At 49.9% G+C, this 22182-nt stretch carries 18 protein-coding genes and 1 riboswitch; of the genes, 17 read left to right on the forward strand and 1 reads right to left on the reverse strand.

All coding sequences use genetic code 11. The features are described from left to right. Nucleotides 1-48: 48 nt before the first annotated feature. Nucleotides 49-225, forward strand: a riboswitch (cobalamin riboswitch). A 161-nt stretch (nucleotides 226-386) separates the two neighbouring features. The 9 genes from H8S18_RS10615 (at nucleotide 387) to H8S18_RS10655 (ending at nucleotide 10203) form a co-directional block, all read left to right on the forward strand. Continuing rightward, nucleotides 387-1448: an ABC transporter substrate-binding protein gene (locus H8S18_RS10615; protein WP_186858239.1), complete on the forward strand. Its 1062-nt coding sequence runs from the start codon at nucleotides 387-389 to the stop codon at nucleotides 1446-1448. Continuing rightward, nucleotides 1448-2497, forward strand: a complete 1050-nt coding sequence (locus tag H8S18_RS10620) for an ABC transporter substrate-binding protein (protein WP_186858240.1) — start codon at nucleotides 1448-1450, stop codon at nucleotides 2495-2497. The genes H8S18_RS10615 and H8S18_RS10620 overlap by 1 nt, the downstream gene beginning before the upstream one ends. A gap of 1 nt (nucleotide 2498) precedes the next feature. Further along, on the forward strand, nucleotides 2499-3557 hold the full coding sequence (locus tag H8S18_RS10625) for a FecCD family ABC transporter permease (protein ID WP_186858241.1): 1059 nt from the start codon (nucleotides 2499-2501) through the stop codon (nucleotides 3555-3557). Next, nucleotides 3554-4318: an ABC transporter ATP-binding protein gene (locus tag H8S18_RS10630; RefSeq protein ID WP_186858242.1), complete on the forward strand. Its 765-nt coding sequence runs from the start codon at nucleotides 3554-3556 to the stop codon at nucleotides 4316-4318. The genes H8S18_RS10625 and H8S18_RS10630 overlap by 4 nt, the downstream gene beginning before the upstream one ends. A 142-nt stretch (nucleotides 4319-4460) precedes the next feature. Beyond that, on the forward strand, nucleotides 4461-5633 hold the full coding sequence (metK, locus tag H8S18_RS10635; RefSeq protein WP_186858243.1) for a methionine adenosyltransferase: 1173 nt from the start codon (nucleotides 4461-4463) through the stop codon (nucleotides 5631-5633). Next, the gene (recD2, locus tag H8S18_RS10640; protein ID WP_186858244.1) at nucleotides 5630-7804 is read left to right on the forward strand and encodes an SF1B family DNA helicase RecD2; all 2175 of its coding nucleotides are present in this window, start codon (nucleotides 5630-5632) and stop codon (nucleotides 7802-7804) included. Before metK ends, recD2 begins: the two co-directional genes overlap by 4 nt. Then, the gene (locus H8S18_RS10645; RefSeq protein ID WP_186858245.1) at nucleotides 7797-8465 is read left to right on the forward strand and encodes a ComF family protein; all 669 of its coding nucleotides are present in this window, start codon (nucleotides 7797-7799) and stop codon (nucleotides 8463-8465) included. The genes recD2 and H8S18_RS10645 overlap by 8 nt, the downstream gene beginning before the upstream one ends. A 104-nt stretch (nucleotides 8466-8569) precedes the next feature. After that, nucleotides 8570-9289 (forward strand): ABC transporter ATP-binding protein, encoded by a 720-nt coding sequence (locus tag H8S18_RS10650; protein ID WP_186858246.1) that lies wholly within the window; start codon nucleotides 8570-8572, stop codon nucleotides 9287-9289. Continuing rightward, nucleotides 9286-10203, forward strand: coding sequence for a SufB/SufD family protein (locus tag H8S18_RS10655; RefSeq protein WP_186858247.1), 918 nt, complete (start codon nucleotides 9286-9288; stop codon nucleotides 10201-10203). Before H8S18_RS10650 ends, H8S18_RS10655 begins: the two co-directional genes overlap by 4 nt. A 37-nt stretch (nucleotides 10204-10240) precedes the next feature. Here H8S18_RS10655 and hpf read toward each other — a convergent pair whose 3' ends face one another. Further along, nucleotides 10241-10771 carry a ribosome hibernation-promoting factor, HPF/YfiA family gene (hpf, locus tag H8S18_RS10660; protein WP_186858248.1) on the reverse strand — a complete coding sequence of 177 codons (531 nt, stop codon included), beginning with the start codon at nucleotides 10769-10771 and terminating at the stop codon, nucleotides 10241-10243. 622 nt (nucleotides 10772-11393) lie between these two features. Between hpf and secA the strand changes: the two genes are divergently transcribed. The 8 genes from secA (at nucleotide 11394) to H8S18_RS10700 (ending at nucleotide 22180) form a co-directional block, all read left to right on the forward strand. Next, entirely contained in the window at nucleotides 11394-14126 is a 2733-nt protein-coding gene (gene secA / locus H8S18_RS10665; RefSeq protein ID WP_186858249.1) for a preprotein translocase subunit SecA, read from the forward strand. Between the two features lie 287 nt (nucleotides 14127-14413). After that, nucleotides 14414-15502, forward strand: a complete 1089-nt coding sequence (locus H8S18_RS10670; protein WP_186858250.1) for a zinc-dependent alcohol dehydrogenase — start codon at nucleotides 14414-14416, stop codon at nucleotides 15500-15502. Further along, on the forward strand, nucleotides 15495-16268 hold the full coding sequence (locus H8S18_RS10675; protein ID WP_186858251.1) for an SDR family NAD(P)-dependent oxidoreductase: 774 nt from the start codon (nucleotides 15495-15497) through the stop codon (nucleotides 16266-16268). The genes H8S18_RS10670 and H8S18_RS10675 overlap by 8 nt, the downstream gene beginning before the upstream one ends. A gap of 54 nt (nucleotides 16269-16322) precedes the next feature. Then, complete coding sequence (locus H8S18_RS10680; RefSeq protein ID WP_186858252.1) at nucleotides 16323-17387, forward strand: sugar ABC transporter substrate-binding protein; 1065 nt, start codon at nucleotides 16323-16325, stop codon at nucleotides 17385-17387. Nucleotides 17388-17474: 87 nt separating this feature from the next. Next, a complete protein-coding gene (locus H8S18_RS10685; RefSeq protein WP_186858253.1) occupies nucleotides 17475-18500 on the forward strand; it encodes an ABC transporter permease in 1026 nt (341 codons plus the stop codon). Then, the gene (locus H8S18_RS10690; RefSeq protein ID WP_186858254.1) at nucleotides 18497-19984 is read left to right on the forward strand and encodes a sugar ABC transporter ATP-binding protein; all 1488 of its coding nucleotides are present in this window, start codon (nucleotides 18497-18499) and stop codon (nucleotides 19982-19984) included. The genes H8S18_RS10685 and H8S18_RS10690 overlap by 4 nt, the downstream gene beginning before the upstream one ends. Before the next feature lie 13 nt (nucleotides 19985-19997). After that, entirely contained in the window at nucleotides 19998-21005 is a 1008-nt protein-coding gene (locus H8S18_RS10695) for an ABC transporter permease (RefSeq protein WP_186858255.1), read from the forward strand. Beyond that, nucleotides 21002-22180 (forward strand): M24 family metallopeptidase, encoded by a 1179-nt coding sequence (locus H8S18_RS10700; RefSeq protein WP_186858256.1) that lies wholly within the window; start codon nucleotides 21002-21004, stop codon nucleotides 22178-22180. The genes H8S18_RS10695 and H8S18_RS10700 overlap by 4 nt, the downstream gene beginning before the upstream one ends. Nucleotides 22181-22182 lie beyond the last annotated feature (2 nt).

Raw genomic sequence — 22182 nt, forward strand, 5'->3', positions numbered from 1 at the left:
CTTGCCCAAATAGATATGGCACTGTATAATAATACATTACGGAATTAATTGAATATTGTTTTTGCTTGCGACCGGCTTTGCCGGTCAGGGAAACGGGTGAGAATCCCGTACGGTACCGCCGCTGTAAGGACGGAGCGGCTATCCAATTGCCACTGGGAGACTGGGAAGGCGGATAGCTTGCAAGGATGTTCGAGTCAGAAGACCGGCTTGCAAAATGACGATTGGATGGTTTGCGAGTTACAGACTAAGATCGACAGAAAAGTATCATTTGTAAAAAACGGGCAAATGCGGGAAAATTACTGCATTTGCCCATTTTTTATTTGAGGCACGGTGCGCCTGCGCAAAAGACGGATGCGCCCAGTATTTGAATTTAGAGGAGAGAAGAAATGAAAAAAACGTTAAAGGGCATTCTTTGCATCGCGCTTGCAGCGGTGCTGGCCTTCGGGGCTGCGGCATGCGGCGCCGGGACGGAAACGGGAACATCTGCGTCCGAGGCGGCCGGGCAAACAACGTCGTCCGCTCCGGAGGCTTCGGCAGCAGCGGAAGCCACGGCTGATACTGTATTTCCCTTTGAGCTTACAACGTACGAAGATGCTGTCGTTACGTTCACCCACGTTCCGGAGCGTGTGATTGCGGCAAACGTGAACACAGGCGAGCAACTGATGGCGCTCGGCCTTGGCGATAAGATTATTGCGACATGCTCCAATAACGCTCGAGTAGCGGAGGAATACCGCGAGGAATATGAATCCAAACCGAGTCTTACGGATAAAGGTCAGCCATCCTTTGAAGTCGTGATGGACCTTGATCCGGATTTTATCTATGGCCGCAGTTCGGCCTTTGGTAAAAAAGGCGTCGCATCACACGATACACTCTCGGAAAACGGTATCATGTCGCTGTCCTCTATCGAAGGGTATAAGCTCGGCGCAGATGTGGAAGACGTTTATCAGGACTTTTATAACCTCGGCAAGATCTTTCAGGTAGAAGATAAGGCAAATGAAGTGGTGGACGAAATGAAAGCGAGGATCACGGCCGTAGAGGAAAAAGTAAAGGACGTGGAGCCCGTTAAGGTATTCAACTTTGATTCGGAGATGGACGGCGGAGCGTATACGCCGGGCAATAATTTCACCTCCAAGCTGATCCGTCACGCGGGCGGGGTCAACGTGTTTGAAGATTTGGAGAACACTTGGAACACGGTCAGTTGGGAAGCGGTCGTAGAAGCGGATCCGGACGTTATTATTATCAATGACTACGGCAACACGACGCTTGAGGAAAAGATCGAGCAGTTAAAGACGAATCCCGCGCTTTCCGGTCTCAAAGCGGTACAGGAAGAAAACTTTATTATAGTAGAACTGCCCGAGGTATTTGCAAGCGCGCGTATCGCGGGGACGGTTGAAAAATTTGCCAAGACATTTCATCCAGAACTGTTTACTGAAGAGGAGGAAGGATAATGAAAAAAACATTAAAGAGTATTCTTTGCATCGCGCTTGTAGCGGTGCTGGCTTTCGGGGCTGCGGCATGCGGCGCCGGAACGGAAACGGGAACATCTGCGCCCGAGGCGGCCGGGCAAACAACGTTGTCCGCTCCGGAGGCTTCGGCAGCGGCGGAAGCCACGGCTGATGCTGTATTTCCCTTTGAGCTTACAACGTACGAAGATGCTGTCGTTACGTTCACCCACGTTCCGGAGCGTGTGATTGCGGCAAACCCGAACGCGGGCGAGGAACTGATGGCGCTTGGGCTTGGCGATAAGATTATTGCCACAAGTTATAACAATGCTCAGGTAGCGGAGGAATACCGCGAGGAGTATGAATCCAAGCCAAGCCTAACCGAAGAGGGGCAGCCTTCACTTGAGGTTGTACTGGACCTTGATCCGGATTTCATCTATGGCCGCAGCTCCGCATTTGGAAAAAACGGTATTGCATCACATGATACACTCACAGAAAACGGCATCATGTCACTGTCATCTATCGAAGGTTATAAGCTTGGGGCAGATGTAGAAGATGTCTACCAGGATTTCTATAACCTTGGGAAGATTTTCCAGGTAGAAGATAAGGCAAATGAAATCGTAGACGAAATGAAAGCGAAAATTTCTGCCGTAGAAGAAAAGGTAAAAGATGTGGAGCCCGTAAAGGTATTTAATTTCGATATGGAGATGGACGGCGGAGCTTATACCCCGGGCAACAACTTTACTTCCAAGCTGATCCGTCACGCGGGAGGAGTCAATGTATTTGAAGACTTGGAGAAGACATGGAACACGGTCAGTTGGGAAGCGGTCGTGGAGGCGGATCCAGACATCATTGTCATCAATGATTACAGCGGGACGCCTCTTGAAGAAAAAATCGAACAACTAAAGACGAATCCCGCGCTTTCCGGCCTTAAAGCGGTGCAGGAGGAAAATTTCCTTGTGATCACGCTGCCGGAGGTATTCGCAAGCGCACGGATAGCGGATACGATCGAAAAATTTGCCAAGGGTTTCCACCCGGACCTGTTTGCTGACTAATATGAAAAAACTAAGCGTCTATGCAAAAGAAAATACGACGCTGTGCTGCATCGTTTTAGGGGTGATCCTGCTCCTGTCCGTCATCCTGTGCATTGGAATAGGGCCGGTTGGGATTTCCTTTGATACGGTGTGGAACGTGATGTTCGGCAAACTGCTGGGGACGGATATCTCCGCTGTGGCGGAAAATACGCAGAATATCGTGTGGCATTTGCGGACGCCGCGCGTATTGCTTGGCGCTATGGTGGGGGCGGGGCTTTCTCTTGCTGGTGTCGCCATGCAGGCTCTGACCAAAAATCCGCTCGCAGATCCATATGTGCTCGGAATTTCTTCAGGTGCGTATTTTGGCGCGACAATCGCCATTATTTTCGGCGGATTTGCCATTTTTGGTTTATTCAAGGTACAGACAGGCGCTTTCCTGGGATCAATGCTTGCCATTACAGTCGTCTATGCGTTTTCACGAAGCGGACGTTCGGTAACGCCCATTACGCTCATTCTTGTCGGTATGGCGGTGGCTGCCATGTTTGGCGCTTTTGCAAATTTTGTGGTCTATAATGCGCCCGATGATACGAAAATACGGGAAACAAGTTTTTGGCTGCTCGGGGGAATTGCGGGTGTACAGTGGACGGAGCTTATCCCGATTGCTATTGTAACCGGGCCGGGAATTATCGCTATGTCCTGCCTTTCCGCTCCTCTCAACGCAATGATGATGGGTGATGGCGCTGCGGTGACGCTGGGTGTAAATCTTACTCTGGTACGCAATATCTTGATTGTGGTTACGGCGATCCTCACTGGCGTTACGGTTGCGGTCGCAGGCTGCATCGGTTTCGTGGGATTGGTAATTCCCCATATTGTACGGTCGCTTGTGGGCGCGGACCATAGAAAAGTGATTCCGCTCTCTGTCCTGATTGGCGCGATTTTTTTAATCTGGGTGGATGTGGGCGCGCGTATGTTCGACGCGCCCAAGGAAATTCCGATTGGGATTCTGACATCCATGATTGGCGCGCCACTCTTCCTGTGGATGCTCAAAGCGAGAAAATATTCATTTGGGGAAAAAGCATGAGTAAGGAAACGGTTCTAAATATCCACGAACTGGAATATGCGGTGCGCGACTTCAAAATATTGAAAAAGGTATCGCTCGAGGTAAAAAAAGGCGAATTTGTAGGCGTTATTGGTCCAAATGGGAGCGGAAAATCTACGTTGCTGAAAAATATTTACAAGGTTGCCGTACCTGATAGGGGCAAGATCTATGTAAACGGCTGTGACCTCGCTCACATGACCAATCGCCAGATGGCACGGGAGATTGCGGTTGTTGCGCAGGAAAACAATACGAATTTTGATTTTACGGTGGAGGAAGTCGTCGCCATGGGGCGGTATCCGTATAAAAGGATGATGGAGCCGCTTTCGGACAGCGATATTGCCGCCGTGCAGCAAATGGTACGCACGGTGGAGATGGAGGATTTCTTGAAAAGCAGCTTTTTGAACCTGTCCGGCGGAGAAAAGCAGCGGGTGCTCATCGCCCGTGCTCTTGTTCAGGATACCGGGTTGATTATACTCGACGAGCCGACCAATCATCTTGACATCGGCAGTCAGATCAGGACATTGCAATTGATGAAAAATTCAGGAAAAACAATCCTTGCCGCGTTGCACGACCTTGGTATTGCATCGAAGTACTGCGACCGTATCTACGTGATGTTTGAAGGAAAAATCCTATGTAAGGGAAAGCCGGATGAAATTATTAATGCAGAACTGATCGAAAAACTTTACGGTGTTCATGCCGAGGTGTTCGGGCACCATGGCCGCACTTTTATTGATTATCAGTAAAAGTGTTCAAATAAAACTGGAAAAAAGCGATAGATACGGCAATGTATCTATTTTTTTACCATTGAAAAGGGAAAATCCCTTTGGTATAATAAGTAATTAGTGAAATCATACATTTTTGTGTATCAATAAATGGAGGAACAATATGAGAAGATTATTTACTTCGGAATCCGTTACGGAAGGGCATCCGGATAAGGTATGCGACCAGATTTCGGATTCTGTGCTGGACGCAATTTTGGAACAGGACCCGAATGCCCGCGTGGCATGTGAAACGGCGGTTAATACGGGCCTCGTGCTTGTTACCGGTGAAATTACAACAAATGCGTATGTGGACATCGCAAAAATTGCCCGCGAAACAATCAAGCAAATTGGCTTTGACAAAGCGGATTATGGGTTCGACGGTGAAACGTGCGGCGTGATTACGTCTATCGACGAACAGTCGCCGGATATCGCGATGGGCGTTGACAAAGCGCTTGAAACGCGTGAGAACCAGGATGATGCGGAAAACGGTGCAGGCGACCAGGGCATGATGTTTGGTTACGCATGCAATGAGACGCCTGAATTCATGCCGATGCCGATCTATCTTGCGCACAGGCTTTCCCGCCGCCTTGCGGAGGTGAGGAAAAACGGTACGCTCGATTATCTCCGTCCGGACGGAAAATCCCAGGTGACGGTTGAATACGATGAGAATTGGAACCCGGTTCGTGTGGATGCGGTCGTCATTTCAACCCAGCATGATCCGGAAGCGACGCAGGCACAGATCCGGCGCGATATGATCGAGCACGTGATTACTCCTATGATTCCCGCGGATATGATGGATGACGATACGAAAATCTATGTCAACCCGACAGGACGCTTCGTGATTGGCGGACCGAAGGGAGACAGCGGACTCACGGGCCGTAAAATTATTGTCGATACATACGGCGGCATGGGCCGTCATGGCGGCGGCGCGTTCTCGGGCAAGGATCCGTCCAAGGTAGACCGGAGCGCGGCTTACGCGGCGCGCTATGTGGCGAAGAACGTGGTTGCGGCAGGCCTTGCGGACCGCTGCGAAATCCAGCTTGCCTATGCGATCGGCGTAGCGCGTCCGGTATCGGTTTTTGTGGAAACATTCGGCACGGGCAAAAAACACAGCACGGAAATTGCGGACATCGTGACAAAGCTGTTTGACCTTCGCCCGAAAGCGATTATCGAAAAGTTGCAGCTGAGAAAGCCCATTTATCGCCAGACCGCGGCATACGGCCACTTTGGAAGAGATGATCTGGATCTGCCGTGGGAGAGGCTTGACATGGTTGAGGCCATCAAGAAGGAAATTTGAGCGAAGAACTTGAAGGTACGGTTGTAAGCATTATCTATGAAAGCGCGGATGGTTATACCGTGGCGGAAATCGAGGCGGACGAGCCCACTATTGTAGTGGGCAACATGCCCGATTTAAAGCCCGGGGAGCGTACGCGCTTTTTTGGTATATTCAAAAACCATGCGAAATACGGCACCCAGTTTGCGGTACAGTCTTACGAAAGCGCCCTGCCGCATGACCTGAATGATATTGTACTTTTCCTGTCCGGCGGATTCATCAAGGGGCTGGGGGAAGTGCTTGCCACACGCATTGTGGAGGAATTCGGTGAAGATACGTTTGACGTGATTGAAAACGATCATCGAGAGCTGACGCGGATACGGGGAGTGTCGCGCCGCCTCGCAGACAGTGTACACGGGGCGATGAAAGAATATGCGCGCAAAAAATACGTCTATTCCGACCTGATGGGCATGGGCCTTACTGCACGGCAGGCGACGGCTGCGGCTGCCGCGCTCGGGGACGATGCGGCAAAGCTTGTACGGGAGAATCCATATATTCTTATCGAGCATGTGCGCGGCATCGACTTCCTTACAGCAGACCGGATTGCCCTTCATATCGGCGTAGGCGAAAATTCGCCGTTTCGTATCAAGAACGGCATTTTGAATGTACTGCAAAAGGTACTTGCACAGGGCAGTACCTATGTACGCAGGAAACAGCTGGTTCCACACGTCGCAAAAAATTTAAACGTCGCGGAGCCGGAGGTCAATAAAGCGCTTTTGGCTCTTGTGCTTGCCAAGAAAGTCGTTTTAAAAAAATATTATCCGGATCAGCAGGTCGTGTTCCTTGCATCTGCCTATCATGCGGAGACGCGGTGCGCCGCGCGTCTTATTGCGCTTGCGAAAACTTCTGCGCCGGACAGCGTTAAAAATTTAGACCGGCTGGTGAAAAAGCAAAGCGATGCATTTTCATTGACGGAGGAACAGGAGCGCGCGGTCCGGGCGGCGGTGGAAAACCGCATATGCGTTATCACAGGCGGTCCGGGAACAGGCAAAACGACGATCTTGAAAGCAGTGCTGAACATTCTCGGTGGCCTGGGCCTTATGTGCAGCCTTACCGCCCCCACTGGCCGTGCAGCCAAGAGAATGCAGGAAATGGCGGGCACGCAGGCGGCGACTATCCACCGCTTGCTGGAGTATTCTTATAATGAGGATGAATATAACTGCTATTTTCGCCGGGATGAGGAAAATCCATTGGAGGCAGACGCGGTCATTGTGGACGAGGTTTCCATGCTGGATGTGTTTCTGTTCCATAACCTCCTGAAGGCGCTTCCAGAGGGCGCGCGGCTGATTTTGGTGGGCGATGCGGACCAGCTTCCGTCCGTCGGGCCGGGCAACGTAATGGGCGATATCATTGATTCCGGTGTGGTCCCGTGCGTGAAATTAACGCATCGGTTCCGTAACGCGGGCAGTATTGCGGATGCCGCTTACGATATTCTCAACGGAAAGGTGCCGGAGCTGTGCGACGATTCCTTTGAATTCCGGGAATGTTCGGGCATAGATGAAGTGCGCGAGCTTTTGTGCGCAGAATATGAAGCTTACGCGAAAAAGGGCGTGGATGTACAGCTGATCGCTCCGATTAAGCGGACCGACCTTGGAACCGTGGCGCTTAACTCCGCGATCCGTGAACGGGTGAATCCTGGAAGGGCGGGGAAAGCGGAGATAGTGTTCGGGGACCGGACGTTCCGCGAGGGAGACCGTGTGATGCAGATAAAGAACAATTATGCACGCGAATGGCGGGATGATACAAACCTCACGCTTGGCGAAGGCGTGTTCAATGGCGATATCGGCACCGTAACAGGGATTGCGGCGGGTACGGTGGACGTACTTTTTGAAGATATGAAGCGCTGTGAGTACGAGACAATGGCGCTTTCGGAGTTGGATGGAGCGTATGCTTACACCATCCACAAATCGCAAGGAAGCGAATTCGACGTGATCCTGATGCCTATGATGTATGGAGCACAGCCTTTTTTAACGCGCAATTTGCTGTATACCGGCGTGACGCGCGCGAAAAAGAAAGTCCTTATTGCGGGCAGCATGCACACATTCCGGCATATGATCGGAAATGTATGGCAGGGAAAACGCGCAACGGTATTAAAACGGGAATTGATGTATCTTGACAGGTTGACAAATGGGTAAATGGATTGACTTTGTGCGGCAGGTAATGCACGCGGGCACAAAATGTATATACTGCGAACGGGAGCTTCCGGAGGGGGAACTCGTATGCGCGGAATGTGCACGGGAAGAGGATGAGCTCCGCAACCGGGATGGTTTTGCGGGCGGCATTTTATATGCATACCGTTACGGCGGCGTTGTGCGGACGCTCGTTCACAGGCTGAAGTACAACGACTCCCCGCATTGTTCCCTGTTTATGGCGCAGCGCATGGCGGAATTCCTCGACGGCTATGAGGTAAATGCGGATGCGGTTACTTTTGTACCGATGCACAAAAAACGGAGGAGGACGCGGGGATATGACCAATCCGAACTCCTGGCCCGCCATTTGGGGATGCTGCTCAATATTGCGTGTGAGACGATGCTCGTGCGCGGGCGCGAGACCAGGCCCCAATATAAGCTTGGCGCGCAGCAGCGATGGCGCAATGTGCACGATGCGTTCATCCTTGCGGAAGGCGCGCAGCCGGAAGGGAAAAATATCCTTCTCATTGATGATGTATTTACCACGGGGGCAACGGTAGGGGAATGTATGAAAGTACTTGCGGACGCGGGGGCGAACGTCATGGTGTTTACTTATGCGAAGGAGTTTCCGCAAACGGAAAAAAGAATAGGATTTCCCCGGATATAATTTTAATCTTGGCGGGGGAGGGCCTGCATTGCGGAAGGAAGCGGAACGTGGTATGCTTGAGTTAGCGATTGCTAACGAATTTGCGGAAAGGCAGGCGAAAATAAATGCTGGAACTAAAAAATGTATCGCTCCGGCTGCCAGATCAAAAGGAGATCCTGAGGAACGTCAACCTCAAGATCGACGACGGAAAATTTGTCGTGGTAACAGGCCCGAACGGGGGAGGAAAAACGACGCTCGCTAAAGTTGTTTCCGGGATTGAAACGCCTACTGCGGGTGCTGTTTTCCTGGATGGATGTGAAATTACAAATATGGGAATTACGCAGCGCGCCCGGTTTGGAATTTGTTATGCATTTCAACAGCCGGTGCGGTTTAAGGGGATTACGGTACGCGACCTGCTCGAACTTGCAGCGGGAAAAAAGCTGCGCGAAAAAGAATTATGCAATTACCTGATGGAGGTTGGCCTGTGCGCACAAAACTATACGGAACGCGAAATTGATGCAAGCCTTTCGGGCGGAGAAATCAAGCGGATCGAGATTGCGGCGGCACTCGCGCGGGATGCGAGGATTACGATTTTTGACGAACCGGAGGCAGGCATTGACCTGTGGAGCTTTAACAGTCTGATCGACGTATTTAAAGGCTTGCGAAAAAAAGGCAGGTCGGTGCTGGTGATTTCGCATCAAGAACGCATTCTTGCCATTGCGGATGAAATTGTCGTAGTGGCAGAGGGGGAAATCAGGCATCATGGGCCCAAAGCAGAGATTTTCCCTATGCTGCTTGGGGAACAAAAGCAGATATTCTGCCCGCAGCAGGAGGGACGGCTATGAATAAAGTTACGCAAAAATTACTGGGGCTTGTTTCCGACCTGTTCGGTAAACCGGACGGGGCATATAACATCCGGGAGGACAGCCTGTGCGCAGGGCGGAAGAGTTCAGAATATATCAGGATCGAATCCAAAACGGATAAGCCGGGGATCGATATTATTGTTGATGCGGGAGCAAAAGGGGAAAAGGTATATATTCCCGCCTGCGTGACACACAGCGATGTGGACGACCTCGTGTACAATGATTTTTATATTGGAGCGGGTGCAGATGTAATCATCATTGCGGGCTGCGGAATCCATACGGATGGAGAAGGAGACTCCCGCCACAATGGAATCCATCGCTTTTTTGTTGAAACGGGCGCGCACGTGCTTTATCTGGAAAAACATATTGGAATCGGGGAAGGAACGGGAAAGCGGGTAATTAATCCGCAAACCATTGCCGAAATCGCCAGAGATGGGTTTATGGAAATGGATACCACTCAAATCGAGGGTGTGGACAGCACCAAAAGGATTACGCGGGCGGTTCTTGGAGAGGGAGCGCGGCTTGTGATCCGTGAAAAAATCATGACGCACGGCAGCCAGTCCGCAGTCACCGATTTCGAAGTAGAGCTTAACGGAGACGGATCAGGAGCGGATCTTGTTTCACGATCGGTTGCCAAGGGAGCCTCGAAGCAACTGTTTCGTTCGCGTATTTATGGAAATGCCGTTTGCAGCGGACATTCGGAATGCGATGCGATCATTATGGACGGAGCTGAGGTAAGCGCGGTTCCGGAGCTTACGGCAAGGCATGTAGACGCCGCACTGATTCATGAAGCGGCGATCGGTAAAATCGCAGGAGAACAGATCATCAAGCTGATGACGTTTGGGCTCACGGAAAAGCAGGCGGAAACAAAAATCATTGAAGGGTTTCTAAAATAAAAAAGAGCTGCAATCCGCAGCTCTTTTTCTGTTTTTATCATTCCGGCTCGATCAGGCCGTAATTTCCGTCGGCACGCTTATAGATGACGTTTACCTCGCTTGTATGCGCATTGCGGAATACATAAAAGTTGTGTCCCAAAAGTTCGAGCTGAATCGCAGCATCTTCTTCGGCCATGGGCCGCAGCGCAAATTTTTTATTGCGCACGATATGCGGTTCATCTTCGTCAAAATTCTCTTCATAGTAATCGTATACGGTATCTTTCGTAAACGCCTCTTCATGCAGCCGCTTTTCGAGCTTGGTACGGTGCTTGCGCATCTGCCGCTCCAATTTTTTGAGAGCAACGTCGATGGAAGAGTACAGGTCCCCCGTCGCTTCTTCCGCACGCAGCACAACGCCTTCCGCGACTACGGTAATCTCTGCGATATGCCGGGATTTCTCGATTGAGAGCGTCACCTGCATTTCGGTGTTGGGCTTGAAATAGCGTTCCAGTTTTCCAGCCTTTTTTTCAACAACGCGGCGCAGATAGCCTGAAACAGTGATGTTTTTCCCCGAAATATTGATGTTCATTTAGTTCGCCCCTTCCGTGATATGTAGTATGGTACGGATTTACCCGCTACTTACAGATACACCTTTGCAGGCCATATGAAACAACGGCCTTTTAGCCCTCCAAACGAGATGACATCATTGAGTTTGCCACCGCGCAACCAAGGCAATCAGAAAGGCGCTGAGGCAATGGGAAAACCCGTGCCTGAAGGATAAAAAATCCTACTTAATAATTCGTCAAAGGAATGGGAAATTCCTCTACAAAAAATAAAAATGAGCGGCAAAGGATCCGCCTGACCTGGTCTTTTCCCCCACATTCGCCGCCCGGAAGCCCCGCAGCGGTTATGCCACTCTTACTTCTCTCGCCCTTTGCTGGACGGACGGGCTTACGTCTAGCCGCACTATGCTCACTGCGCCAAAAACACAGCTTACGTGGACCGCTTTGCCTGCGACTGGCATCGGCTTTCAACCACAGACGCGGATTCTTTTCCGCTTGTCTTTGATTATAATGCGGGCCGTTCCAAATAACAATAATTTGTGAACAATTCGCGGAATTTAGGTGGATTTGTTTACTTCGATGATTGTCTTTGATAAAATAAAGAGAATTGGACAACTATCGAAAACAAGAGAGAAGGTTTTAAATAAAATGGGATTATTCGGAAATTCGGCGCTCCGGCCGGTCAAAAAGCTTGCGGACAAGGTAGAGACGCTTTCTTCACAGTTTGAAAGGATGAGCGACGAAGAGCTCGTTGCCAAAACAGAAGAATATAAAAAACGCCATCAGGAGGATGGCGAATCCCTTGACAGCCTGCTGCCTGAGGTGTTTGCGCAGGTGCGCGAGGCGAGTCAAAGGGTCCTCGGAATGAAGCATTTTTATGAGCAGGTGCTGGGCGGTATCGTCCTTCACCAAGGCAACATTGCCGAGATGAAGACAGGCGAAGGGAAAACGCTCGTGGCGACGCTTCCGGCGGTTTTGAATGCTATCTCCGGCAAGGGCGTGCATATTGTTACGGTAAACGAATATCTGGCTAAGCGTGACAGCGAGTGGATGGGAAAGGTGTTCCGCTACCTTGGCTACACGGTAGGGCTTGTCACACGGGAAATGGATAAAGCGCAGAAACAGAAAGCGTATGCGTGCGATATCGTATATTCCACAAACAATGAACTCGGGTTCGATTACCTGCGGGATAACATGGTTGTACGGAAAAGCGACCTTGTACAGCGCGAACTGAATTTTGCGGTTGTCGACGAAGTGGACAGTATCCTGATCGACGAAGCGCGTACCCCGCTGATTATTTCCGGACAGGGAGACAAAGGCACGGATCTTTACCAGCAGGCGGATAAGTTTGTAAGCCGCTTAAAAGAGGAAGACGATTACGAAGTCGATGAAAAAATGAAGGCCATCAACCTGACGGAAGAGGGCGTAAAGAAAGCAGAGCAGTTTTTTAAACTCGATAACCTGACCGATATTGAAAATACGGAGATTGTACATCATATCAACCAGGCATTAAAGGCGCATAGGCTGTTCGTACGGGACCGGGAGTATGTGGTCACGGAGGACCGGGAAGTCGTCATCGTGGATGAATTCACAGGCCGCTTGATGATCGGCCGCCGCTATTCCGATGGGCTGCATCAGGCAATTGAGGCCAAGGAAGGCGTTAAGGTGGAACGCGAATCCAAAACGCTTGCGACCATTACCTTCCAGAATTTCTTCCGCATGTACCACAAGCTTTCGGGCATGACGGGTACGGCAAAAACAGAGGAAGCGGAATTCCAGAGCATTTACAATTTGCAGGTTGTGGAAATTCCTACGCACCGTCCCATGGTGCGTAAGGATCAAAACGACGTCATTTACGGTTCCAAGAAGGGCAAATTTGCCGCTGTGGTGGAAGAGATTGCCAAAGTACATGAAACGGGCAGGCCGATCCTCGTAGGTACGGTGTCCGTTTCGGACAGTGAATATTTGTCCTCTCTGCTCGTGCGGAAGGGAATCAAGCATGAAGTACTGAATGCAAAAAATCACCTGCGGGAGGCGCAGATTATTGCGCAGGCAGGTAAAAAGAATGCCGTTACTATTGCCACCAACATGGCCGGGCGCGGTACGGATATCATCCTTGGAGGCAATGCGGATTACCTTGCACGCAATGAAATGCGCGCGGATGGCATGGAAGAGGAAATGATCGAGAATGCGGTCAGCCATGCGGCAACAAAGGATCCGGAAATTCTTGAAGCCCGTAAGAAATATACTGAGCTCGTAGAAAAGCATAAAAAAATTACAGATGCGGAACACGATGAAGTCGTGGCGCTGGGCGGGCTTGCCATCATCGGTACGGAGCGGCATGAATCCCGCCGGATTGATAACCAGCTCCGCGGGCGCAGCGGGCGGCAGGGAGACCCGGGTTCGTCCAAATTTTACATTGCGCTGGAAGACGATCTTATGCGCCTTTTCGGGGGAGACCGCGTGAAGGGCGTAATGGACAGGCTTTCCGGCGGAGACGATGATATTCCGCTTGAATTCGGTATGATGACCAAGCAGATTGAAAACGCCCAAAAACGCATTGAAAGCAACAACTTCAATTTGAGAAAACACGTCCTTGACTATGACGACGTTATGAATAAACAGCGCGAAGTGATCTATGGGCAGCGCAAGCAAGTGCTGATGGGCGATGATATTTCTGATAATATCAGGTCGATGATCACGTCGCTGATCGAGCAGGCCATGGCGGTTTATTGCCCCAAAGGTAAATATCCCGAGGAATGGGATTGGGATGATCTTTATGCATATATCGAGCGTGTTTTCGGTATTAAACTTGTGCCCTATACGGATGAACAGCGGGAACAGGCGGAAGAAAAACGGCTGCAGCAGGAGATTTTGGATGCGGTGATGTCTTTCTACGCAACCAAAGAAGAGGAGATGTCGGGAGCGGGATTCAGCATGCGCGATGTGGAGCGCATGGTGCTGCTGCGTGTGGTAGACTCTAAATGGATGGACCATATCGACGCAATGGACCAGTTCCGGCGGGGTATCGGCCTGAGGGCGCTCGGCCAGCGCGACCCGATCAATGAATACCGCATCGAAGGCTTCGACATGTTTGATACCATGGTGGACGCAATCCGTGAAGAGACGATTTATATGCTTTTCCACATCAAGGTGGAAAGCAAAGTGGAACAACGTGAAGTAAAAAATGTACATGCGAACGTGGATGCCGATGGGAACCCGGTTGCGGCCAGCGCTCCATCCGGTCAGCGGATGAATACCAATGCTGGCGCGGGGCAGGCGCAGATGCCCGTACACGTGGAAAAGAAGGTGGGCCGCAATGAGCCGTGCCCGTGCGGCAGCGGCAAGAAATATAAAAATTGCTGCGGCAAGAACGTATAAAAACTGTAGGAAACCGCGATTCCGACAGAATTTGGAATTGCGGTTTTTTTATTTTAACTATTTTTTGAAAAAATAGGTTGACAAAGCGAGACACTTGTAGTATTTTAAAATTAAGTTGCGGTAACGCACACGCAAGTCTTTTTATATGATTCATTGATAAAAACTAAAAAGTATGTTGTAAAAAAGGATGAAATATTTTCATAACATTTGCGGTAACGCACACGCAAACGTAAGATAGACTAGATATACAGTATCAAGCGATATTACTTGACAAAAGGGGAAGTTATATGAAGGCTTTGGTATTCTATGACGTAAGAGACATTCGCTACGAAGAAAATTGGCCGGAACCCCCGCAGCCATCGGCGGGATTCGTAAAAATAAAGATTGACTGGTGTGGAATTTGCGGATCGGATATTGAGGATTATCTATACGGAGGCGTTATTCCTGTACACGAACCGCATCCGCAATCCGGATGCGCCGCACCCATTGTAATCGGTCATGAATTTTCGGGCACGGTGTATGAAACGGGAAAGGGCGTCAGGAATGTAGTTGCGGGCGATAAGGTTGCGGTAGAGTGCGTGGTAGGCTGCGGAAAATGTTATTGGTGCAAGCTGCGCGACTTTGGGCGGTGCGAACAGTATCTCTCCATTGGGCAGCATTGTGACGGAGGATTTGCGGAATATGTCAATGTGCCTGCGGAGAACTGCATCATTTACAGTGGCGTTGGGGCAGATGAGATTGCGGTCGCAGAACCGCTTGCGGTATGTGTGCGCGCCCTGAAGAAGGGAAGGATTAAGATTGGGGATTCCGTTGCTGTTGTGGGCGCAGGCCCTATTGGACTTTGCTCCATTGCGATGGCAAAGGTCGCCGGGGCATCAAGGGTGATTTGCATTGCCCGGGGCGGCCATCGCGCTGAAGTCGCTGCACAGATGGGGGCGGATCTTGTGTTGAATTCCCGAGAGGAAGGCTGGGAAGAACAGTATTGGCAGGAAACGGGAGGTCTGGGGAGTGATCTTGTGGTCGATACCGGCGGAAATATTCCGGCTATGCAGCTCGCTTACCGGCTCACCAAGCGGGGAGAGCGCTGCGTTTTCACTAGCGTGGCAAACGGGGATATTCCAATTAATGCGCTCAGTATTATTCTGGATGAAAAGGAAATATTGGGAACGGTCGCCCACTCTTACGAACGCGAATTTGCCTGGGCAATGAAATATATTTGTGATGGACGCGTGGATGTAAAGCCTATGATTACCAGCCACCTTCCCTTAAAAGACGCGCTTACACAGGGAATTCACAGGTTGATTGAGGATAGGAACCAAATCAAGGTACTCGTAACACCAAACGAAAAACTTTTGGAGGAATTTCGAAATGAATAAAGCGGATTTTGAATTGGCACATAAAATTGCCGCAGTGACAGGTGCGGGAAATGGAATCGGCGCGGGGATTGCAAAGGGATATGCGCAGGCGGGCGCTGCCGTTGCGGTGATCGATTGGGATCTTGCGGCGGCGCAGAGAGTAGCGGATGAAATTTGCACGGATGGAGGAAAAGCATGCGCATTGCGCTGCGACGTCTCCGATCATGTTATGGTGGAACAGGTGGTGCGGGAGATTACGGATAAGTTCGGCCCAATTGATGTTCTCGTCAATAATGCGGGAATCGGGATGCGCGCCCCGGCGGAAGAAATGACGGAAGAACAGTGGGACAAGGTACTCTGTGTAAACCTGAAAAGCGCTTACAATTTTTGTACAACAGTAGGAAAACAAATGATTGCCCGGGGCCGTGGCGGCAGGATTATCAATATGGCGTCTATTACATGCATGGTAGGTGTGGAAACGGGTAACATCAATTATGCGGCGAGTAAGGGAGGGATCGTAGCGATGTCACGCTGTCTGGCGATTGAGTGGGCAAAATATAATATACTGGTCAACGTCATTGCCCCCACCCACGTACGCACGCCGCTGATCAACCGGTTGATCGAAGAGCATCCGGAAAAAGGAGAATACTTTTTACATAATATTCCCTTGGGGCGGCTCGGAGAGGTGGACGACGTCGTAGGACCCGCGGTGTTCCTGGCATCGGGTGCGGCACGGTTCATTACGGGGCATACGCTGCTTGTAGACGGCGGCCATACCGCGTGGTAATAAATTCAATTTGCCGACAGGTAAAATAATAAAGGACTGTGAGGAGGAAAACAAATGAAAAAAATAGGCTTGATCGTTCTAACAGTGTTGCTGGTCTTGACCCTTTTGGGATGTGGTGCACAGCCGGCCGCCGGAGGACAGGAAACCTCTGCCGCCGCATCGGAAACGGAAACGCTTGCCGCGGAAGAAACGTCTGCCGCTCCGCAGACGGGTGGAGCTAAAATCGGCGTGTCGTTTGATTCGCTCGTTTCCCCTTTCTGGGTTGCTAATCTCGATGCCATGGAAGAAGCCTCGCAGGCGGCAGGCATGGAGCTTGTGACGGTGATGGCGGAAGGCGATGCCACAAAGCAAAACCAGCAGATCGAAAATCTGATCGCCCAGGGCGTTGATGCAATTGTATGCGGCCCAAAGGACAGCGGAGCGATTGTTTCATCCGTAAAGAAATGTAAGGACGCGGGGATTCCAATGATCATGGACAATCGTTCGGTGACAGGAGATGTGCTGCCCGATGTGCAGGTTGTGGCGGATAATAAAACGATGGCAACAGACGTACTGGATACTTTCGCAGAAATTGCGCGGAAAGAGGGAAAGAGCTATAAGGCGATTTTGCTGATTGGCAGTCTGAGCGATGAAAATGCGGTGCTTCGCAAACAGGGACATGACGAGGCAATTGCGGCCAATTCGGATGTATATGATATTGTTGCGGAGGTTCCGACAGACTGGAACCTCGATACGGCCCTGAAGGGACTGCAAAATGCACTTCAAGCCAATCCGGATATCGACCTGATTATTTCCCCGTCAGACTATCTGTGGCCTCCGATCCGTTCTTCCCTCGAACAAACCGGACGCTGGGCAAAAATTGGAGAGGAAAACCATGTTGCGGTCGTAAGTTTTGACGGAGATGAAGTCGGGATGCAGTATATGAAAGACGGCTACAGTGAAGCAAATGCGGCGCAGGACGCAGTACTGGAAGGCCAGATGTGCATCGAATGGGCACAAAAGCTTTTGAACGGTGAAACCCCGGAGGAAAATATCCTGTATGATCCCGGTAAGATCATCACATTTGAAAATTTCGAAGAAGTTGGACCAACAATTTATAGCTATGGTCTGCTGAAGTAAGCAATGCAGTGGGGCTGCCCGGAGCCACTTGCTACTGGGCGGTCCCAAATCCAATAAAATTATGAGCACTTGCTGAGGAGAAACCAAATGAAATCAGAAACAAACGGCATCCGTAAAGGATTACAGAATATATGCAGGGATGCTCCGATTTTACCAATTCTGGCGGTATGTCTGGTGATATCATGCATTTTTGTTCCGAATTTTGCTTCGTTTTATAATATCAAGGTTTTTTTCCTGCAAGCTTCCGATTTGCTTGTCGTATGCTGCGGGGTAACATTTGTGGTCCTGAACGGGGGAATTGATTTTTCCGTTACTTCCGTATTATCACTTGGAAGCGTAATTGGCGCATATATTATGGTGTTTTCCCCAATTGCTTCCAATCCTCCGATGGCCATTGCCGTTGCAATTATTGCGATGCTGGCAGTCGGCGCAGTGGTTGGGCTGATCAACGGATTCGCAGTAGCTGTGCTGAAAATGCCTTCTTTTATCGCCACGTTGGCTACCCAGCTTGCGTTTTCCGGGGTGGCTGTGCTGTTTTGCAGCCTTGTCACGGAAAAGACCTCGATTACCGGGCTGCCGGACGGATTTTTTATTCTTGGAGGAGAAGGTGGCTATTTTATGGTTCCGATCCTGATTGCTGTTGCTGCATGGACATTTTGCTTTTGGCTGCTGAAATACACTCGCTTCGGGCGTAGCCTCTATGCAGTAGGCGTTAACCCGAAAACGGCATATATTTCGGGAATTCCCGTGAAAAAAGTAATTATGCTGATCATGTTTATTTCGGGAATGATGGCGGCCCTTGCAAGCGTTCTTTCCACTGCGCGCAACCAGGTGGGAATGCCCTCCTTGGGCGATAAGTTGTTTATCAGCATTATGGCCGCAATTATTGTAGGTGGAACGAGCACGGCAGGCGGTTTTGGGGGATTGAAGCAAACGCTGTTGGGCGTGCTTTTCATTACGCTGATTAACAATACCATGAACCTGCTTGGAGTAGATTGGTATGTCATCACGGTCATTCAGGGAATCCTGATTCTTGTATCTACTATGATGGGAATGGTAAATGGAATTGGAAAAAGAAAAACTAAAATGATGGTACTGGAGGCAAAGAAATGAAAAATACAGCACTCCGGCTTTCGGGAATTGAAAAGAGTTTTTCAGGTGTCAAAGTATTGCACGGAATCAACCTCTCGATTGGAGAAGGCGAGATCTGTGGACTGGTCGGCGAAAATGGCGCGGGGAAATCGACATTGATGAATGTAATTGGCGGCGTCATTTCCAAAGACGCAGGGACAATGGAAGTGTTGGGGGAAGCCTATAGTCCGGTTACGCCTGCGGATGCCGCAAATGCGGGAATTGCCTTTGTTCATCAGGAACTGAACTTATTCACGAACCTTACAGTAGCTGAAAATATGTTCATAGAAGCATTCCCGGTCCACATGGGAAAGATTAACTATCAAAAAATAAGAAAGACGGCACAGGAAAAAATAAAAGAGTATGATCTTCCGGTTGCGCCGGATATGAAGATAGAGGCGTTGCCTGCGGGGATAAGGCAAATGATCGAGATATCAAAAGCGCTGATGAAAAAACCGCGCATACTGATTTTCGATGAACCGACAACTTCCCTTTCGTTTAAAGAAAAAGAAAAACTGTTCCATACCATCAATGGGCTGAAGGGAAACGGGATTACAATTATTTATATTTCTCATATCCTGGAAGATGTATTTGCATTGTGCGATACAATATCAGTTTTGAGAGATGGAAATATAATCAGTACAGATAACGCATGTGATGTGACAAAGGGAGAAATTATCCAAAAAATGGTCGGGCGTGAAATGAACCAAATCTATCCCGCTATTGAAAAATCTATCACCGACGAAATCGTATTTGAGACAAAAGATATCGTGTGGCAGAACAAAGTTGCAGGTGTTTCCCTTACCCTGAAACGGGGAGAAATCGTGGGCATATATGGATTGATGGGCTCTGGCCGGACAGAATTTCTGCGCACTGCATTTGGCATAGAAAAGCCTGACAGCGGCGAAATAATTGTTCATGGGGAACGAATAAAAAAGCAAACTCCCCTGCAAAGTATTAAAAAGAGGATTGCATTTGTTACGGAAGACAGACACCAGGAAGGCCTGCTGCTACAAAAACCGATTTTTGAAAATTTGTCACTTGTAGCGCTGCCTTCCCTGAGCGGCAAAGCAGGAGTGGTAAACCGTAAAAGGGAACGCAAACTTGTAGAAGAGGCAATTGAAAATCTGAAGATCAAGGTGTCCGACCCGGAGTCGCAGACAGCGGAAAGCCTTTCCGGTGGAAACCAGCAAAAGGTTGTATTTGGCAAATGGGTCATGAATGCCCCTGGGATTTTTTTCCTGGATGAACCCACCCGGGGCGTAGATATAGGTGCGAAATTTGAAATTTATACGATTATTGCTGAAATGGCGGCAAACGGGGCGACGATTCTGATGGTGTCTTCCGAGATGGAAGAACTGATCGGTACCTGCGACCGGATTCTGGTTATGAAAGAAGGCCGTATTACCGGTGAAATCGGCAAAGAGGAATTTAACCAGGAAGCAATTATCCGGCTGGCGCTATGACAGGAGAGGGAAAATGGATTATCAGAATGTAAGGGAAAGAAAATTAGGCGGAAACCAAGTAAAATCGGTTATCGCACGCCTTGGCGTATTTATTGTGTTCGGCGTCATCATTGTGCTATTTGCAGTAGGAAACGAACGTTTCCTGACGCCGGATAATATCCTGCTTATTATCCAGCAGGCGTCGCCGATGGGGATTGCCGTAATTGGTATGGTATTTGTTATGGTCGTAGCCGGAATTGATATTTCCGTGGGTTCCAACATGTATTTTACAGCCGTATTGGTTGCCATGATGATCAACAATTCCGTATTGGTGAACGATGAAATGATGAAAACCGGAATCGGCTATATTGTCGTCTATCTGGTTGCAATCGCCGTAGGAATCGGCATCGGACTCCTGAATGGCGTGCTTGTCGCAAAATTTAAAATTCTGCCGTTCATTGTCACGCTTTCCGTGGGCAGTATCCTGCGCGGTCTCGGCTATATGATGTCAGGGTCGCTCGTACAGGAAGCATCTGCGCTGTCGTCCTTTTCAAACAGCAGGCTGGGAATGATTCCCGTCGTATTTATCCTGTTTTTAGCAGTCATACTTGTATTTGATTTTCTGCTGCGCAGGTGCGTATTCGGCAGGCATATCCTTGCGATTGGGAACTCGCCGAAATCGGCACAGGTAGCAGGGATCAAAATCAACCGGGACGTTATTTTATGTTATGTAATCTGTGCAACGCTTGCCGCGGTTTCAGGTGTGCTTCAGGCCGGGCAGATTGGCAGCGTAGCGCTTAGCTTTGGGGACGGAAACGAATTTATTGTGATCTCGGCGGCGGTGCTCGGCGGGACGAGCCTGTTTGGCGGAAAGGGGACGATCTTTCCGGGAGCAATTATCGGAATTATATTGATTACGATTATTATGAACGGACTTGCTATGCTCAATGCGTCTCCTTATGTGTACACCATTGTACGCGCTGTTATCATCTTCCTTGCGGTGATGCTTGATTCGATCAATTATAAAGGAGACTTGCGATGAACCGGAGCAAACTGAAACGGATTCAGGGCTTGCTTTGCAAGTATAAACTGGACGCGCTTTTTTGCAGAATGTCTGTTAATATCCTTGCGCTTACCGGTTATTGGCCATGCAACCACGCTGCTGCCGCAGTGATCCCACAAACGGGAAACCCTGTGCTGGTCGTGCCCGAGACGGAACTCCAAAATACGGAAAAAGAAGTAGAAGGCCTTGAATTGTGCACATACGCACTTGAAAGTACAGAGCTTCTGCGCGGAGCTATGGACGGCATGGAGCACACACTGCGCAGCGTATTGAAAAAAATGGGGCTTCTGGATGCCAAAATCGGAATCGAACAGTCATTTGAAGACGGGGCTTCAGGTCGCCTGTTCGGAGATTTTAAATATCCCTCTTTGCCTACTTGGCAGCATTTACGGCGTTTTTTTCCCAACGCATGTTTTGTTGATGCGGCGGATGCCATTCTTTCCCTCCGCATGGTCAAAGAACCGGGGGAGGCACAGGCCATCCAAAAGGCGGCGGAGGTCGCATGCATTGGATATGAGGCCGTAAGGCGTGCGCTTCGCCCCGGCATGACGGAAGCAGATGTTTCCGCATTGCTTGAAGGGACGATTTTATCGCAAGGAACGGGCCGCAGCGGGGCGCGTTACGCACGCGGTTTTTCATCTGTCTATGCTGGAAACCGGGGGGCGGAGCAATGGACCCACTGGGCCTGCACGACGGGGCGCATGATCTGCAAAAATGATGTGATAGTGATGGAACTTGGAGTAGTGTGCGATGGCTACTGGGCGGATTTGACGCGTTGCATGTGCGCAGGGGAGCCGCCGGAAAAAGCAAAAGATGTACTTGCCATTTTGCTTGAGGCGCAGCGGCGTGGAATAGAGGCAGCAGTTCCCGGAACTCCAATCGGAGAGATTGACCGGATCTGTCACGCTTACTGCGCGTCCAACGGATATGGAAAAGAATATTACCGACACAATTGTGGCCATGCATCCGGTTATAATTACCATGAGACACCCATTGTGCATCAAGCAAACAATACACCGGTTCGGGAAGGAATGGTCTTATGCGTGGAACCGGGCATCTATATTCCCGGGGAATTTGGCCTGCGTACAGAAGATATGGTTTACATAACAAAGGACGGTGCAAAACTGCTTTCCAATTATCCGCATGAACTGTAAGG

It is taken from the genome of Christensenella tenuis, assembly GCF_014287795.1.
In the GTDB taxonomy this organism is placed as follows: Bacteria; Bacillota; Clostridia; order Christensenellales; family Christensenellaceae; genus Christensenella; species Christensenella tenuis.

Coding starts and splice junctions, on each gene's coding strand:
- H8S18_RS10650 (WP_186858246.1), top strand. CDS start 8,570: ATGCTGGAACTAAAAAATGTATCGCTCCGGCTGCCAGATCAAAAGGAG.
- H8S18_RS10685 (WP_186858253.1), top strand. CDS start 17,475: ATGAAATCAGAAACAAACGGCATCCGTAAAGGATTACAGAATATATGC.
- secA (WP_186858249.1), top strand. CDS start 11,394: ATGGGATTATTCGGAAATTCGGCGCTCCGGCCGGTCAAAAAGCTTGCG.
- H8S18_RS10630 (WP_186858242.1), top strand. CDS start 3,554: ATGAGTAAGGAAACGGTTCTAAATATCCACGAACTGGAATATGCGGTG.
- H8S18_RS10615 (WP_186858239.1), top strand. CDS start 387: ATGAAAAAAACGTTAAAGGGCATTCTTTGCATCGCGCTTGCAGCGGTG.
- H8S18_RS10620 (WP_186858240.1), top strand. CDS start 1,448: ATGAAAAAAACATTAAAGAGTATTCTTTGCATCGCGCTTGTAGCGGTG.
- H8S18_RS10670 (WP_186858250.1), top strand. CDS start 14,414: ATGAAGGCTTTGGTATTCTATGACGTAAGAGACATTCGCTACGAAGAA.
- H8S18_RS10700 (WP_186858256.1), top strand. CDS start 21,002: ATGAACCGGAGCAAACTGAAACGGATTCAGGGCTTGCTTTGCAAGTAT.
- H8S18_RS10690 (WP_186858254.1), top strand. CDS start 18,497: ATGAAAAATACAGCACTCCGGCTTTCGGGAATTGAAAAGAGTTTTTCA.
- hpf (WP_186858248.1), bottom strand. CDS start 10,771: ATGAACATCAATATTTCGGGGAAAAACATCACTGTTTCAGGCTATCTG.
- H8S18_RS10645 (WP_186858245.1), top strand. CDS start 7,797: ATGGGTAAATGGATTGACTTTGTGCGGCAGGTAATGCACGCGGGCACA.
- H8S18_RS10655 (WP_186858247.1), top strand. CDS start 9,286: ATGAATAAAGTTACGCAAAAATTACTGGGGCTTGTTTCCGACCTGTTC.
- H8S18_RS10695 (WP_186858255.1), top strand. CDS start 19,998: ATGGATTATCAGAATGTAAGGGAAAGAAAATTAGGCGGAAACCAAGTA.
- metK (WP_186858243.1), top strand. CDS start 4,461: ATGAGAAGATTATTTACTTCGGAATCCGTTACGGAAGGGCATCCGGAT.
- H8S18_RS10680 (WP_186858252.1), top strand. CDS start 16,323: ATGAAAAAAATAGGCTTGATCGTTCTAACAGTGTTGCTGGTCTTGACC.
- H8S18_RS10625 (WP_186858241.1), top strand. CDS start 2,499: ATGAAAAAACTAAGCGTCTATGCAAAAGAAAATACGACGCTGTGCTGC.
- H8S18_RS10675 (WP_186858251.1), top strand. CDS start 15,495: ATGAATAAAGCGGATTTTGAATTGGCACATAAAATTGCCGCAGTGACA.